This window comes from uncultured Sphaerochaeta sp. (genome assembly GCF_963676625.2).
In the GTDB taxonomy this organism is placed as follows: Bacteria; Spirochaetota; Spirochaetia; order Sphaerochaetales; family Sphaerochaetaceae; genus Sphaerochaeta.
This window is the reverse complement of record NZ_CAXXYB010000001.1, coordinates 57560-72750: the sequence shown is the minus strand read 5'-3', so window position 1 is coordinate 72750 and position 15191 is coordinate 57560. Positions and strand designations below refer to the sequence as shown.

General features: G+C 44.1%; 12 protein-coding genes and 6 tRNA genes. 1 reads left to right on the top strand and 17 read right to left on the bottom strand.

Going from position 1 to position 15191, the window contains the following annotated elements; genetic code table 11:
• Window positions 1–17 precede the first annotated feature (17 nt).
• Both ACHZBG_RS00375 and ACHZBG_RS00370 read right to left on the bottom strand, forming a co-directional pair.
• A complete protein-coding gene (locus ACHZBG_RS00375; protein ID WP_320127447.1) occupies window positions 18–1088 on the bottom strand; it encodes a diguanylate cyclase domain-containing protein in 1071 nt (356 codons plus the stop codon).
• Between the two features lie 207 nt (window positions 1089–1295).
• Window positions 1296–2156, bottom strand: a complete 861-nt coding sequence (locus ACHZBG_RS00370) for a hypothetical protein (RefSeq protein WP_320127446.1) — start codon at window positions 2154–2156, stop codon at window positions 1296–1298.
• A 269-nt stretch (window positions 2157–2425) separates the two neighbouring features.
• Here ACHZBG_RS00370 and ACHZBG_RS00365 point away from each other — a divergent pair, with 269 nt between their 5' ends.
• The gene (locus tag ACHZBG_RS00365; RefSeq protein ID WP_320127445.1) at window positions 2426–3136 is read left to right on the top strand and encodes an SGNH/GDSL hydrolase family protein; all 711 of its coding nucleotides are present in this window, start codon (window positions 2426–2428) and stop codon (window positions 3134–3136) included.
• A gap of 208 nt (window positions 3137–3344) precedes the next feature.
• Here the strand turns inward: ACHZBG_RS00365 and ACHZBG_RS00360 are convergent.
• From ACHZBG_RS00360 to ACHZBG_RS00290, 15 genes are all read right to left on the bottom strand, one after another.
• Window positions 3345–3429: transfer RNA gene (locus tag ACHZBG_RS00360), tRNA-Leu, on the bottom strand.
• Between the two features lie 100 nt (window positions 3430–3529).
• Window positions 3530–5320 carry an oligoendopeptidase F gene (gene pepF / locus ACHZBG_RS00355; protein WP_320127444.1) on the bottom strand — a complete coding sequence of 597 codons (1791 nt, stop codon included), beginning with the start codon at window positions 5318–5320 and terminating at the stop codon, window positions 3530–3532.
• On the bottom strand, window positions 5320–5922 hold the full coding sequence (gene rdgB, locus ACHZBG_RS00350) for an RdgB/HAM1 family non-canonical purine NTP pyrophosphatase (protein ID WP_320127443.1): 603 nt from the start codon (window positions 5920–5922) through the stop codon (window positions 5320–5322). Before rdgB ends, pepF begins: the two co-directional genes overlap by 1 nt.
• 24 nt (window positions 5923–5946) lie before the next feature.
• The gene (locus ACHZBG_RS00345; RefSeq protein WP_320127442.1) at window positions 5947–6948 is read right to left on the bottom strand and encodes a hypothetical protein; all 1002 of its coding nucleotides are present in this window, start codon (window positions 6946–6948) and stop codon (window positions 5947–5949) included.
• A gap of 58 nt (window positions 6949–7006) precedes the next feature.
• Complete coding sequence (locus tag ACHZBG_RS00340) at window positions 7007–7987, bottom strand: DHH family phosphoesterase (protein WP_320127441.1); 981 nt, start codon at window positions 7985–7987, stop codon at window positions 7007–7009.
• A gap of 1 nt (window position 7988) precedes the next feature.
• Window positions 7989–9218: an ATP-dependent Clp protease ATP-binding subunit ClpX gene (clpX, locus tag ACHZBG_RS00335; RefSeq protein WP_320127440.1), complete on the bottom strand. Its 1230-nt coding sequence runs from the start codon at window positions 9216–9218 to the stop codon at window positions 7989–7991.
• Window positions 9218–9826: an ATP-dependent Clp endopeptidase proteolytic subunit ClpP gene (gene clpP, locus ACHZBG_RS00330; protein ID WP_394699283.1), complete on the bottom strand. Its 609-nt coding sequence runs from the start codon at window positions 9824–9826 to the stop codon at window positions 9218–9220. Before clpP ends, clpX begins: the two co-directional genes overlap by 1 nt.
• Before the next feature lie 92 nt (window positions 9827–9918).
• Window positions 9919–11292 carry a trigger factor gene (gene tig, locus ACHZBG_RS00325; RefSeq protein WP_320127439.1) on the bottom strand — a complete coding sequence of 458 codons (1374 nt, stop codon included), beginning with the start codon at window positions 11290–11292 and terminating at the stop codon, window positions 9919–9921.
• Window positions 11293–11467: 175 nt separating this feature from the next.
• Window positions 11468–11539: transfer RNA gene (locus ACHZBG_RS00320), tRNA-Gly, on the bottom strand.
• 39 nt (window positions 11540–11578) lie between these two features.
• A tRNA-Leu gene (locus ACHZBG_RS00315) sits at window positions 11579–11660 on the bottom strand.
• Between the two features lie 37 nt (window positions 11661–11697).
• Window positions 11698–11770, bottom strand: a tRNA-Lys gene (locus ACHZBG_RS00310).
• A 63-nt stretch (window positions 11771–11833) separates the two neighbouring features.
• Window positions 11834–11907 (bottom strand) — tRNA-Arg (locus ACHZBG_RS00305).
• Between the two features lie 20 nt (window positions 11908–11927).
• Window positions 11928–11999, bottom strand: a tRNA-His gene (locus ACHZBG_RS00300).
• A gap of 139 nt (window positions 12000–12138) precedes the next feature.
• Entirely contained in the window at window positions 12139–14415 is a 2277-nt protein-coding gene (locus ACHZBG_RS00295; RefSeq protein WP_320127438.1) for an AAA family ATPase, read from the bottom strand.
• Entirely contained in the window at window positions 14412–15104 is a 693-nt protein-coding gene (locus tag ACHZBG_RS00290; RefSeq protein ID WP_320127437.1) for a DUF4197 family protein, read from the bottom strand. The genes ACHZBG_RS00295 and ACHZBG_RS00290 overlap by 4 nt, the downstream gene beginning before the upstream one ends.
• Window positions 15105–15191 lie beyond the last annotated feature (87 nt).

Sequence of the window (15191 nt, the reverse complement as noted above, 5' to 3'; positions counted from 1 at the left end):
CAATAAAGTTGCTCTCATCAAGTGATTTCATTGATTTGGTTGGTTGAGAGAAGGGCTTTTGTCTTGGCTTTATATGCATACATCAGGTCATCAGCCTTGGAAAAGGTCTCTTCTATACCAAACCCAGAGCTCTTCTTGCTCGTTGCAAATCCATGCGCAAGCATAAGGGAATAGGGATGATCCTTCTTGTTTTCCAAGGTAAGCGTATCTTGCAAGAGGCTCAGCCTATTTTGCGCTTGTAGATTGTTCATAGCTTTACAGATAACGCAAAACTCATCGCCTCCGATACGGTAAACATTTCCGATATCCTTGAAACAGGAATCAAGAATTCTTGCAACGGTTATCAGCATCGCATCACCAAGAGGATGTCCTAGAGTGTCATTATTATTTTTCAGGTTGTTCAAATCAAAAACAAAGATTGTGGAATCCTTTTTTTCTGGCCCAAGAAGGTAATGCATCTCCTGTTCGAAGGATTCCCTGTTTTTGATCTTGGTAAGAGTATCAAGGCCATTTTGTATTTCCAGGGAATAAACATAGTACATCAATAGCATCAAGGACACGCAACCCCAGATAACCAATACATCCTTGAAATAATATTGCATGACAATTCCAAGGATTGGCAAACTATATAAGAGTATGAAAAAGAAGGGATTTTCACCTTTGAATTGGATATGGTTCCTGGCTGCCACATAGATATCGATTGCGAAATAGAATAAGCATATAAAAACATATAAAAAAGAAAGTGGGCCCCTGCTATAGATGTTTTGATCGGTTACGGAGAAAAGCCATTCAGTCGAACAACTGAGAAGACTGATCAGAAGATTGAGTAGGAGAGGGATTGCCAATGCAAGATTCTTTTTACTGACAATTTTTTGCGGCATGATATAAAAATAAATTAAAAATGGAACTGCAGGGGACAAAGCAAATCCCAAGGCATTGATTGTCTTGTTAACGGCAACCCATATTCTTCCAGAACCTTGCAAGACGAAAACTGAGCTGATATCGAGTAGGATTATGGCAAGAGTCAATGAGGAAACAATTATGTAAATTGAATTGCTCAGATTTAGACGTACATGTCTCTTTGCCATGAGAATGGTAAAGAACAAGGGGAGAATGGCGAAAACATCGATTTTAATAATTTGTAAAACAGTAATCGTGTGTCCACTCCCTATCTATGTAAATATAACATATAGTAGCACGATGGAAAATTGATTCATAGTAAGTGAAAAGCTCAATTCTTATGCTTCAGAAATAAGAGGGTGGGGATATTTCGGTCTGCTTGTAACTTTTCACGTTTATTGGGACCACCCGGCACCTACTGAAAATGTAAGTGCTGCAATATTGTTTTTGGTATATGGTTCGTTGCTGACTGTCCAGGAAGAATTGGAAAAGGAGCTGGTACCCTCGGCGGTGCCTCCAAAGAAACGTGCAGTTCCAAAGATTTCCCATCCTTCTTGCATTTGATATCCCGCACGTAGTGAGGCATCAAGGATAGATCCCGTGAAATCAAAATCCGCTCCATTGAAAAACTTTGAACTGGCATAGGATCCGGCAATATCTGCGCTGAGGGTTAATCCGAAGGGGAACCGATATTCACCGTAAAGGGCCAAGGCAGGAACAAGCCCGACATTTTGCGATACAAAGAGAGCAGGAGTTCCTGTAGTGGTAGTCAGTGCATTGAATTTGATCGAGGCATTACGAATCTGTAATGCAAGACCGACTCCCAAAATTGCGTTGTCCTGGTTGCCCAATAAATCATAGGTATAGGTCAGGCGATAGAAGGGGAAGCTATAGGTCAGTTCCATGGTATCCCCAGCCTTGAAGGTTTCTTCTCCTACTATGACATCCTCTTGGAATTTGACATTGGTGATCAATTCAAGTGGTTGGTAGGTAAGCCAAACTCGATGTCGTTTCCCGATGGTTGCCCCGATTGAAAAGCGTTGGAATGGATACAGATTTTCTTGCCCTCCCTGATTCTTGAAGTCAAAATCAGTTCCATCTGTCCCATTTTGATAGGTGTGGGAAAGTATGACTATCGTGCCTTGTTCTGTCTCTACAAAGGGCCTGAAGGTTGCAGAAGCGAAGAGTGGAAAGGAGATGAAGAGTGAGACTACAAGCACCGATAAAGCCTTATAAAGGATTTTTTTCTCTCTCATAAAAGATTATACTCCTATGTTCAAGGTTAATCTTGGAGAAAGGCCCCGTCAACCATTGTTCCCGTGTTTTTCTATACGATACTTGAGGTTATTGGACCTTAGTCATTCTCTACTAGTGTATTTTCGCCTATTTTTAAGTGACTATTGGTCAATATGTTTCATTGTGATGAGTGAAGATTCTTTTTATCATACAAATAGATTACTTGGAAAGCATGACAGATCATGCAAGGTCTGCTCATAGGATACCTAATTACGTAAAAGGAAATGATATGAGAACTGACATAAAAAAGATACGGATATTTGGAGATTCGATCTTGAAAGGTGTTGTTTATGATACTGAGAATGACAAGTATGTATCGATGGAAAATCCTCCTATGGATCAAGTGGTCGAGACCTATGGTCTAAAAATACATAATAATTCCTTATTCGGCTGTACTGTGGAAAAAGGGGAGGTAATGCTTCAAAGGGCCATTACCAAAGGTTTGGATTGTGATGTCGCCGTCTTGGAATATGGTGGAAATGACTGTGATTTCAATTGGGCAGCGATAGCGCAGAATCCTGAGGATGAATATATGCCGAATACTCCGTTGGAGCTCTATGCAAAAACTTTGGAGATGATGATTTCTTCGTTGAGAAAACAGCGGGTTGTTCCTATTCTCATGACCTTGCCTCCTATTGATGCAGGGCGATATTTCAATCACGTTTGCAGAAAAGGTATTGATAAGGCTGCTGTGTTGTCATGGCTCAAGGGAGATATCCAAACGATAGAGCGTTATCAGGAGCTCTATTCCTTGAAGATCAATGCCATTGCCTATGAAACAGGTACAACTCTCATAGATATCAGAAGTGCTTTCTTGCAAAGGCGTGATTGCGCCTCCTTGCTCTGTGAAGATGGCATTCATCCCAATTATCAGGGTCATCTGTTGATTGCTTCTCTCTTTTCCAAATACCTGGACCAGAAGCAACTGGCAGTCTCCTAGAAATAAAATCATAGGCCAAATAGGTAAGCTCTTGCTATTCTATACTGTAGCAAGAGTATTTTTTTGTCTTCAGTAATATAATCTATTGGCTGTATACCCAAAATGGCTTGTTTCCATACAGTGATGTAGGTTGCTCCACCAACTTGGGACCTTTGGAAAAAGGCATGAAAAAACCCTTGTTAGGCTTTTACCTGACAAGGGTTAATTATGCGGTAGACTGGACTTGAACCAGCACAAGATTTCTCCCACTAGCACCTCAAGCTAGCGTGTCTACCAAATTCCACCACTACCGCAAATATGAGGTTCGTTACACCAGCCTTTCGGGCTGACCTTGGCAACAATACAACAATGAACGGCAGTGAGTCAAGTGCTCTTTTTTAAGAAAGAGAAACTTTACACCAAATTGGCAAACTCATCGAGCAATGTGGAAAAATAGTCGAGTGCCGAACGTATCGGGGCTGCCTCAGCCATATCAACACCAGCTTTCCTCAATGAATCGATAGGGTAGGTACTGCCACCGCTCTTGAGGAAAGATAGGTAATCTTCGCGTTCCGCATCCCCACCCTTGAGTACCTTCTGGCTTAAGGCAATGGCTGCACTGATTCCCGTTGCATATTTATAGACATAGAACGAAGAGTAGAAATGTGGGATTCTCAAACCCTCCAGGTCACTCTGCTTTTCAAATTCAACATTTGGCCCAAAGTAGCTGGTAAGCAGTTTCCCGTACTCATCTCGCAAGGTTTCAACTGTCAACGGGGTACCTGCCTCCGATAGTCTGTGCGTGGTTGCCTCGAATTCTGCAAACATCGTTTGCCTGAAGAGCGTAGCGACAATATCGTCCAGTTGCTTGCTCAAGATAAAGGCCTTGGTCTTTGTATCCTTGGCTGTATCAAGTAGATATTTTGCCACAAGCTGTTCATTGAAGGTTGAGGCTACCTCTGCTTCAAAGATGGTATAATCGTATTGGAAATAAGGATTGTTCTTGACGCTATAGTAGCTATGCATCGAGTGTCCACCCTCATGGGCAATGGTAAAGAGATCTCTCAGGACATCTTCCTTGTAGTTGAGCAGAATATAGGGTTTCCCGGAATAACAGCCACTGGAGAAGGCGCCGCTCCGCTTTCCCTTGTTCTCATAACGGTCAACCCAGCGTTCCGTAGTGAGGCCTTTCTCAATGATCGAGACATATTCCTCGCCAAGGGGAGAGAGAGCCTTGCAGACGGTTTTCACAGCTTCCTCATACGAGGTATTGGTCTGGATGCCCGAAACCAAGGGAACATACACATCATAGTGGGCAAGTTTTTCCAACCCCATCAGTTTTGCTCTCAAATCATAATACCGATGCAAGGAAGGCAAAGCCTCATGTATGCAAGAAACCAGATTGTCATAGACTTCCTGGGGGACATTGTCAGGGAACAAGGCCATTTGTCTGCAGGAGTCATAGCCTCTTGCACGGCAACGGAAAATATCCTGTTTGACTTGGCCTTCATACAATCGGGCAATTGTCTGTTGATGCTTTTCATAGTTGGCATAGAATTGAAGATATACCTGCTTGCGAAGTTCCCTGTCCTCATTCATCATGAAAGAACCAAAGGTACTTTGGGTAAGAGGTTTTTTGCCTTCCTTGGTTTCTATCGTACCAAAATCAAAATCCACGTTGGTAAGTTCCTGGAATGTAGTTCTTGCCGTGGCTCCCACTTCGCTTTCCAAGGCCATCAAACGTTCTTCCTTCTCACTTAATATATATTGTTTGAAGCGTCTGGATTTTTCAAGGAATACCTTGTACTCACTGAAATCAGGATCAACAAGGTACTTCTGTATAACTGCATCCTCAATCGAAAGTAACTCAGGATCGAAGAAAGCCATGTTGGCACCAAGACGCGCGAGTTCCTGGCTTATCAAGGAATGGCGTTGGACATTCGTGTTATCCGATGCATCCGCACTGTAGTTGAGGAAGGCCCAGTTTGCAAGGGCTTCAGCCAATATTCCTGTTTGTGTATACCATTGAAGGGTTTCAAGCAAGGATTCCTTGCCCTCCACGAGTTTGCCCTTGAACAAAGGAGCTTCCTCAATTCTTTGCTTGAGTGTTTCCAAACTCTCTTCCCATTCCTTGGGTGAAGCAAAGAGAGCCGAAAGATCCCAGGTATCCTTGGTTGCTGTTTCAGAACGTTTCTGGATATTCATTATAATTCTCCTAACAAGGTAATGAGGTGCCGGGTTGCCCGCCCACGATGGCTATATAGATCTTTTTCCGGTCCAGTGAGTTCAGCCATGGTCTTGCCTGCCTCGGTGACAAAAAAAACCGGGTCGTATCCAAAACCGCCCTTGCCATATTGTTCGAAGGTTATATGACCTTCCACCGATTCGCATATGGTGAAGACTCGATGAGATTTCACGATGAGGGAAAGGGCACAGACAAAAGAGGCCGAACGATCTTCAATTTGGGTAAAATCCTTCATGTTTTTCAACAAGTATTCGTTTCGTTCATGCTCTTCTAAAAGATGTCCAAAGACTTCCATACCATATCTGGCGGTTCGTACTCCAGGCTGTCCCTTGAGGGCATCAACGCACAAGCCTGAATCGTCGGCAAGTACGGCGTACCCTTTGGGGACTATTTGTGCAAGGGCCCTTGCCTTTCCCAGGGAATTCTCGGTAAAGGTTTCTGCAGTCTCTTCAAAGTCGAAAGGCAGGGCGAAGTCCGAAGGAAGAAATAGGGTATGATCCTTGAGAATCCTTGAAAATTCTTTCCGTTTATGGTTATTTGTTGTTGCAAGTATAATATTCATGGTTAGAAGATACTTCTTGAACTACTATTCGTCTAGACATTCCTGCAACATGAATTTCACATAATGGACAGAAGAAGCCACGGTTCCCTTGGGAATCTTGAGAAGGGTGCTGATCTGGGAATGACTGAGATGAAATTCCATTTCCCTGATCTTTTGAATTTTTGTATTGAAAGCCCGTTCCGTCCAGGCTTGTAAACGGAGTAGCTTTTCTCGCTCAGCGACTTCTGTTGCAGTCTGGAGTGCTCCCTGTATTTCCATCAAGCGCCTGAAATGACGCCGGGAAGTTTGCTCCATGATTTCCCGCGTCTGTTTTTTGGAATCGAGAATTTTTGTAGCAGTTGATAGATATTCATCCAAGAGTTTCACATCCACGTCAAGGATCGCGGCAAGTTCAATGAGTAGATGTTGATTCATCAAATGGGGTGAGATTGCCAGCATGATGATGAATCGTTTTCTGTTTACCTTGTTTTTCAGTTTTTCCTTCAATATTTTTTGAGAAGGATTGAAGATGATCTGGTTTTCTCCTGGTTTTTCCCTGTTGTCGATGAGTAAGTGGAAAAGCTCTGGCATGGATTCTTCAGGAACAAGATTTATCTTGGTAAATATTGGTTTGCCATAGATTCCTTGTTGCTCAAAAGTTTCACTGGCATAGGACTCTTGTTCATATTGAGTTTCTGCTTGTTCGCTTTCTAGGATAACCTGTTCCTTCATCTTCTTGGTACGACGCAATGTAACAAAATACCTGCTTCGTTTACGGACGACCTGGGAAATATATCCTAGGTAGGACAGGTTTCCTTCACGGTAGGAATCGATGTAATGATCTATTGTATCATAGCAATAGAATAAGAATTCACAACAATCCTCTTCCTGAAGTATCCTGAAATAAATGGGAAGGGTATACAACAATCGTTGGGTTGCGAGATGAACTGCAGCATGAAGCTGGTCATTTGAACGATTTTTTTGAAAATTGAGGACATCCGATGTTAATTTCTTGCTTTGGATATCGGAAAAATAGGGACATTGCATGGTGAGCTCCTTTTGTGTGATCTACACAAAACCATGCAATGTATATGCCAACTATTTCTTAGAGTAGATTTTTTACAGCTTCAAGCAAATCTTTTTTTACAGCTTCGATGTTTTTTGCAATAGTTGCCCCAGCAGCTTTTTTATGACCGCCTCCACCAAAACTTTCGGCAAGGGCTCCCACATCGACTTTGCTGGGATGACTTGCCCTGAAACCTACCTCGGTGACACTCTCCGAGATTTCCTTGAAAAAGAGTACTACCTGGACTCCCTTTACGGAAAGTAGCATGGAATATAATGCATCACTTGGTTTGTCCGTGGTGATGTATTCCTTGCTATCACAAAGGTAACTGCAACTTGTCATGAGTTTTCCTGAAAAATGGCTTTCGCTGCGGTCAATGAGCTTTCCCAAATACTTCACATACCCAAAGCTTTTGCTCCCGTTCATCTTGTCATTCATCATATTGGGAGATACTCCGAGGTCAACCAAATCGGCGACCATCCTGAGTGTTTCTCCTCTATGAGCATTGAGGAAACGGAAAAAACCTGTATCTGTGGCAAATCCAAAAAAGAGGTGTTCTGCGATATCCTTGCTGATTTCAACGCCCATAGCTTCATACAGTTTCATGATAATCATGGTAGTGGAAACTGAATTCGGTACTATGTATCGATAATCACCAAACTGTTCACCGCTGCTATGGTGGTCAAAGATTATGGTTTTCAATCCCTTGATCTCATCGGCAATCGTACCAATGCGATCGGAAGAGGAACAGTCCACAACTATGACCACAGGTTTTTTTGCAGCAAGTTCCGCATCGATATGAGGCAGAAAGTCTGACCGGAGGGAAATGATTTCGGACCGGTCAAAAGGCCCTGCATTGGCCATGTGTACCGTTTTCCCCAATTTCAAAAGTAAACTCTTCATCGCAATCTCACTAGAGAGACAGTCGCCATCGGGGCTTACATGCCCGACGACGATAAATTCTTTTGAATAGGTAATGAGATTAATAATTTCATCACTGATAGGGGGATAGGTAAACATATTAGGCTCCACGGATAATTTCCGGTTCTGTTCCTTTTTCCACACAGTCACGATCCACAATCACTTGCTTGACGCCTGTAAGGGAAGGAATTTCATACATGATTTCCATCATGATTTTTTCGACTATGGAACGAAGACCTCTTGCTCCGGTTTTCTGTTCATAGGCTTTCTTGGCTACTGCCTCGATGGCTTCTGCCTTGAAAACGAGATCGATATCATCAAGTTTGAAAGAAGCTGCATATTGACGGATAATCGAATTCTTTGGCTCGCTTATGATCCTTGTCAGGTCCTTTTGGGAAAGATTATCCAAAGCAACGTGAATAGGTAAACGTCCGATGAATTCAGGAATCAAGCCAAATTTGACTAGGTCATCCGGCATTATCTCGCTATAAAGGGTATGGAGATCCTTATCGGAGGAACTGACAATTGAAGCTCCAAAACCCATTGCATGGGAAGAAACTCGTTTCTCGATTACTTTATCCAATCCGACAAAGGCACCACCACAGATGAACAGAATGTTTTTCGTGTTGATCTTCAGCATTTCCTGGTTTGGATGCTTCCTTCCTCCCTGAGGGGGGACGGAGGCATCAGTTCCCTCAATAATCTTGAGCAAAGCTTGTTGAACACCTTCACCGCTGACATCCCTGGTAATGGAAGGGTTTTCCCCTTTCTTGGCAATTTTATCGATTTCATCAATAAAAATAATACCATACTCAGCTGCCTTGATATTGTCATTGGCATTCTGGATAAGCTTAAGCAAGATATTCTCGACATCCTCACCAACGTATCCTGCTTCCGTGAGGGTAGTGGCATCCGCAATTGCAAACGGAACCTGCAATTTTTTTGCCAGGGTACTTGCAAGAAGGGTTTTACCTGTACCGGTAGGACCTACCATGAGAATGTTGGATTTATCAAGCTCGACTCCCTGATCGGAAATCTGCTTCTGGAATTTGACTCGTTTGTAATGGTTGTAGACTGCAACGGCCAAGACTCGTTTTGCATCTTCCTGTCCAATGACATATTCATCCATGTAATCCTTGAGTTCTTGTGGAGTCGGTATGGTTTCAGGTAAACCAACTACCTCATCCTGCATTCCTGGATCACTTACCAACATATCATTGCAAACTTTTATGCACTCGTCACAGATTGCCACGCCAGGTCCATTGATCAAACGCTTGACCTCATCCTGGCTTTTTCCGCAAAAGGAACAGACTTTTGAATTTCTTGCCATTATTTGCTCCTTCTCATTACGCTATCGACGATACCGTAGGAAACTGCATCATCGGCGTTGAGGAAGAAATCGCGTTCGACATCCTTGGAAATCTGTTCTACACTTTTATGGGTATGCTCGACAAAAATATCAATGGTGAGCTTCTTGATTCTTCCTATTTCCTTGGCATGGATGCTGATATCGGTTGCTTGTCCTTCTACACCGCCCCAAGGCTGATGGATCATGACGCGGGCAGAGGGAAGAATATAGCGTTTGCCTTCCTTGCCACCAGCAAGCAAGACTGCTGCCATACTTGCAGCCTGTCCCATGCAAATAGTCTGGACATCACTTCTGAGATATTGGATGGTATCATAGATGGCCAAGCCAGCTGTAACACTACCGCCTGGGCTGTTGATATATAGACTGATATCTTTCTTTGGGTCTTCGGCTTCAAGGAACAACAACTGGGCGACGACCAAATCGGCCGTTGCATCGTTGATTTCCCCATCAAGGAAAATGATCCTATCTTTCAACAATCTGCTGAATATATCATAGGCGCGTTCCCCGACACCGGATTGCTCGACTACCATCGGTATAGATGATTGCATCTTTTCGTGGTCAAAATTCATCTCAAAGGCCCCCTGTCGTTCTTGGGATTGAAAAGGCGGAACCTGACGGAACCGCCCTTTCTAAAATACTACGTCAATCTCTGGAAAGAAGATTAGGCGCCATAGCTCTCGTCCATGAAGTCATTGTATGTAACAACATCCCCATCAACAAATGTATTGTTTTCCTGAAGGAATGGACTGATTTTCTGGAACTTCATATCATCCTCGATCATTGAGCGATAATATTTCTTTTGTTCTTCATCAGTTATTTCTTTCAGTTGCTCGTCACAAGTCTTGTTCAGTTCTGCTTCATCAAGGGCAAAGTCTTCCTTTTCCTTGATCTGTTCCATGATCAATTGAATGCGTAGGGACTTTTCGGCAGAAGCTCTCCAAGGTTCGGTAAGTTCTTCCTTGGTCTTGTGCTGATAGTCAAGGAACTTGACGATCTGGTCTTCGCTCAGGCCTGTTTGTTTTACATATCTCTTCCAGCTTTGTTCAACCTCAAGGTCAATCATGCTTTTAGGAACTGCAATGGAAACTTTGGCCAAAAGTTCATCGGAAAGCGTATTGAGCTTAATTTCCTCAAGTTTTGCCTTCAGGGAAGTCTCGAGCTTTTCCTTTGTGGCATTCACGAGATCCGCAACATTCTTGTACTCTTCCTTGACATCCTGTGCAAATTCATCGTCAAGGGCAGGAACTTCACGAGTCTTGACAGCTTTTACACTAACTTTCAAGGTGATGGTCTTTCCTGCGTAGCCTTCAACGGTTGAATCGTCTGCATAGGTTTTTTCGAAGGTCTTTTCATCACCGGTTTTCATGCCAATAATGTCTTTGTCAATTTGATAGAAGTTGTATCCGCTTCCAATGGTAAATACGAAATCCTTGCGCTCGGAACCAGCGACTTCATTGTTTTCACTATCGAGTTCGACATAGTCAAGGGTAACTATATCTCCTTCCTCAGCTACTCCTGCCTTGTCAATTACCATTGCATTCTGGTCACGAAGCTTGTCGATTTCCTTGGTTACATCTTCATCAGATATAGAAACCTTGGGTACCGATACTGTCAAGCCAGTGTAGGTGGGCAATTCAAAAGTGGGCATCACGTCATAATTAACGGTAAACGTAATATCACTGTTTGCCTTGAAAGGCATGAGTGTTTCCTCGTCCTGAAGTTCAGGAGTGCTATAGGAAAGGGGCTTATACTTCTCTTCAACGGTCTCGAGAGCTTCCTTGAGAGCTTCTTCAATGCTATTGAAGGTGCTTTCCTCACGGATGGAGGTGCCAAATTTTCCTTCCAGTACGGAAAGAGGTACCTTTCCTTTTCGAAACCCCTTGAGCTGGACTTCCTTGGCATACTTTGCCAGTGTGGCTTTATAGCCCTCTTCAATGGTGTCAGCGGTCACTGTGACCGTCAGCGCGACGGAGGAATTCTCCAGTTCTTTGATACTTTTGTCAGCGATCATGCTATCCTCATCCTTTCGGCCCATTGTGGACCTGTATATCCTAGGCAACTTTTCAGTCAAAACTGTGGCAGTTGCACAATAATAACAATTGCAATGCTATCAATATACAACAAATGTCGTTCATCAACTACCGTTTAGGCAAGTGGTTGCCAAAAAAAAACAAATAAAAAGCGACCCGAATAACTCCGAGTCGCTTGAGAGCGAAAGACGGGACTTGAACCCGCGACATCCACCTTGGCAAGGTGGAGCTCTACCACTGAGCTACTTTCGCAAAAAACCAATCAGCAATCAGTCAGATTGGAAAGTACGATGCGAGAGAGGGGACTTGAACCCCTATACCGTAAGGTACCAGATCCTAAGTCTGGCGTGTCTGCCAATTTCACCACTCTCGCGGTGCATGCCGAGCCCCCTAAAGGATCCGCCATGTTTTGAGCCGCAAAGGGATCGAACCTTTGACCCGCAGATTAAGAGTCTGCTGCTCTACCAGCTGAGCTAGCGGCCCATGACATAATTAAACTAACAAAAACCAATACAAAACAAAATCTAAAATACCATAATCCAAACATGCGCCCGGAAGGATTCGAACCTTCGACCTACGGATTCGAAGTCCGGTACTCTATCCAGCTGAGCTACGAGCGCGTTTCTCAACCCTGTAGAAGGGTGGAAGACGGGGCTCGAACCCGCAACAGCCAGATCCACAATCTGGTGCTCTACCATTGAACTACTTCCACCATTGATAGCTGAAGCAGTGGCTCTTCACCAGTGCGTTTCAACGTTGCATACTATGCCTTAAACCTATTTCTTTGTCAACAACCCCTCTTCTGTTTTTTCACTTTTTTGCAACAAGAATTGCAAACTATTGCTAGGCAATCACTTAATTGAGCGTGTTTTTGCCTCAATGGTTTCCCATGCCGAGACTCCTTTCTTCCTGTCTTGTTTTGGATCGACCTTTTGGTTTTCGGTAAACGAAGCAATGATAATTTCGGTATGATGTTTCCACCGTATGCTTTTCGAGGCAAGCAAAGTCCCCACGACTTGCATGGCTTCTTCTACCGACACCGGTATCTCCTTTCTTTCCCAGACATTCCTATAGGTGACACCCAACCAGCGATTGATATCTTCCTGGGTGACAAATCGATTCTCGAACAGATCAAAAGACTGCAAGTTTGTAGTCCACTCGCCCTGTTCGAAGGCTTTTTCCAAGTCAGGGGAGTCCCAATTTGAAAGTGAAGTACCTTCTTTGCCATAGATGACCGACTCGGCCAAGACTAGATATTGCCTAAGGGGTAGAGTCTCCGGAATAAAATCGGAAAGTCTTGAACCTCGGGAAGGTATTGTCTCTGCCAAGGCAAGAACTCCTCCTGGAGCCAGTACCTTGGTAAATTTATCAAGAATGAGTTTATCCTCGTCGAGATGGGAGAGAAGATTCCTGCCAAGAATTTTTTCGAATTGCATACCTTTTTCAAGGGATAAGAGTATTCCCTCGGGAGTTGTCATCTTGACTATCGGCTGTTCAAGGGATTCGAGATTCTGGGCATAATGGTTGATGTGTTCAAATTGTTCATTCTTACTGACCTGGGCAATTACCACTCCCTCAGGAGTATGTCTGAAAGCTTCCCAGAGGAACAGTCCATGCCCTGCATTCAGAACCAACACACGGTCATTTCGTTTGAAGACTAGATTTTTGAAGAGTTCGTTTCGAATTTTTTGCAGCATCTGACCGCGTTCGCTGGTTGTCCTGCTCAACCAGCGTTGACGTTCCTTGTCACCAGGGGAATACGTAAGATTTTCAACGAAGGCATCAGAGGAGATGCTTTCCAATTGTTCCTCTCTTCTTTCAAGGACTTTGTCATGAATCTGTCTTTCATAGCCAAGCTTTCCCGGTTGATAGAATACCTTTCCCTGCAAGGAAGTAGGCAGGTATTGCTGGGCAACCCAATGGTCTTGGTAGGCATGGGGATACAGATAGCCTTCCCCATGTCCGAACCCCTTTGCATCCCTGTTTCCGTCTCTCAGATGATTGGGTACTTCTGCACGGGCTTCTGCTTCCACTCCCTTCAAGGCATCAAAGAAACCCATGGCAGAATTGCTCTTTGGGGCAGTTGCAAGATAGAGTGCCGCATGGGTGAGGTGAAACCTTCCCTCTGGAAAGCCTATCCGTTCAAACGCCTGGGCATCGGCTTCGACGACAACAATTGCATTGGGATCCGCCAGTCCCACATCTTCACAGGCACTGATAAGCATACGGCGGAAGATGAACTTGGGATCTTCTCCGGCGGAAACCATCTTGGCCAGCCAATACAGTGAGGCATCAGGATCGCTGCCTCTGAGGCTCTTGATAAAGGCACTGATGACATCAAAGTGATAGTCTCCCTCTTTGTCATAGAGAACGGCTTTTTGTTGTATGCTTTCTTCAGCTGCTTCCTTGCTGATATAAATTGCTGTTCCCGCAGGAGGGGGAAATACCTCAACGGAGGTTTCCACTGCCAATTGCAAGGCATTGAGCAGACTTCGTGCGTCCCCGTTCGCTACTTCTACCAGATGGTTTTCTGCACCTTCCTCAAAGGTGACTGTATACAGTCCATAGCCCCGTTCCTTGTCTTCAAGGGTCTGTTTTACAATAGCTTGGAGATCCTTGTCAGTCAGACCTTTCAGCTGAAAAATCCGGGAACGGCTGACCAAGGCTGCATTGACTTCAAAATAGGGGTTTTCCGTGGTTGCGCCGATAAGGATTATGGTACCATTCTCAACCCAAGGAAGCAGGGCATCCTGTTGACTTTTATTCCAACGATGAACTTCATCTACAAAAAGAATGGTTCTTTGACTGAAATGCTCCAATCTGCTTTTTGCTTCATCAATTTCATAGCGCAGTTCCTTGACTCCCGACAAAACCGCGTTGAGAGTGCTGAAGTGCCTCTTGGTTGTGTTTGCTATGACCCGTGCAAGGGTTGTCTTGCCGGTTCCCGGGGGGCCATAGAAAATTACCGAGGAAAGTTGGTCAGCTTGGATTGCCCTTCTAAGCAAACGTCCTTTCCCTATGATTTGTTCTTGTCCGATGTATTCATCAAGGGAACGTGGGCGCATGCGAAAAGCCAAGGGTTGGTTCTTTTCGGCTTCCTGTTCCGCCGCAGATTCAAATAGGTTCATTTTATCAATTCCTGTTGAAAGGTTTCATACAGTGAGCCCGTTCCTTGCAAGGTAGGGGTCGTCCGTATATTTGATTCTTCTTGGGAGAGTTGCTTGACATAGGTAGCAACGAATATGGTGGTCAACTGAGAGGTTGGGTCCTTGGCTATCTGGGGAAGGGGAGCCTTGCCCAGAAGTGTGATGCCTTGTGACCAAATTCCATATCGATCATACATGATCGCATAGGTATTTTGGCTTTCTTCCAGTTCTTTGGCGAGAAGTTCCTGTACCGCCTGGCTGATTTCAATGCCAAATTGCTGATTCAGTAATTTGGAGATACTGGTATCAGAGGAATGCAATACAGATACCGGATCATCGATTTGCAAACGATCAATATAGGGCTTGAGAAGATCAGGTACTTGGATGGTAGTTTTCCTGAATGCAAGAAGTACTTGTTGGTGCCAGAGTGCAAGGTATTTCTCCATTCCCGGAATTTGGTTTTGCTCAAGTAGTATTTGTGAAGAGGGTGGCAATAAATCCTTGTTGGTCAAGGCTTCATGAAGGGTTGCGGGAACAGCCTGACTTGCCTCGGTTACCGCGGTAAGTAAAGCCGAACGTAACTTTTGTGTCTTGTCCTCCGGCTTTGTCGACGTGCTTTTACACCCTACCAGCAACACTATCAGAATTACGAGAACTATATACCGTTTCATGAAATTCACTATACCATCGAGGACCCGACTTGCCTAGCTTTACTGACCTTTCCTATTTATCAATACGCTTGAGGCGGATGGCATTGA

Excerpts from the sequence above, each read along its gene's own strand:
- ACHZBG_RS00375 (WP_320127447.1), bottom strand. The coding sequence starts at position 1,088 with ATGGCAAAGAGACATGTACGTCTAAATCTGAGCAATTCAATTTACATA.
- ACHZBG_RS00370 (WP_320127446.1), bottom strand. The coding sequence starts at position 2,156 with ATGAGAGAGAAAAAAATCCTTTATAAGGCTTTATCGGTGCTTGTAGTC.
- ACHZBG_RS00365 (WP_320127445.1), top strand. The coding sequence starts at position 2,426 with ATGAGAACTGACATAAAAAAGATACGGATATTTGGAGATTCGATCTTG.
- pepF (WP_320127444.1), bottom strand. The coding sequence starts at position 5,320 with ATGAATATCCAGAAACGTTCTGAAACAGCAACCAAGGATACCTGGGAT.
- rdgB (WP_320127443.1), bottom strand. The coding sequence starts at position 5,922 with ATGAATATTATACTTGCAACAACAAATAACCATAAACGGAAAGAATTT.
- ACHZBG_RS00345 (WP_320127442.1), bottom strand. The coding sequence starts at position 6,948 with ATGCAATGTCCCTATTTTTCCGATATCCAAAGCAAGAAATTAACATCG.
- ACHZBG_RS00340 (WP_320127441.1), bottom strand. The coding sequence starts at position 7,987 with ATGTTTACCTATCCCCCTATCAGTGATGAAATTATTAATCTCATTACC.
- clpX (WP_320127440.1), bottom strand. The coding sequence starts at position 9,218 with ATGGCAAGAAATTCAAAAGTCTGTTCCTTTTGCGGAAAAAGCCAGGAT.
- clpP (WP_394699283.1), bottom strand. The coding sequence starts at position 9,826 with ATGAATTTTGACCACGAAAAGATGCAATCATCTATACCGATGGTAGTC.
- tig (WP_320127439.1), bottom strand. The coding sequence starts at position 11,292 with ATGGGCCGAAAGGATGAGGATAGCATGATCGCTGACAAAAGTATCAAA.
- ACHZBG_RS00295 (WP_320127438.1), bottom strand. The coding sequence starts at position 14,415 with ATGAACCTATTTGAATCTGCGGCGGAACAGGAAGCCGAAAAGAACCAA.
- ACHZBG_RS00290 (WP_320127437.1), bottom strand. The coding sequence starts at position 15,104 with ATGAAACGGTATATAGTTCTCGTAATTCTGATAGTGTTGCTGGTAGGG.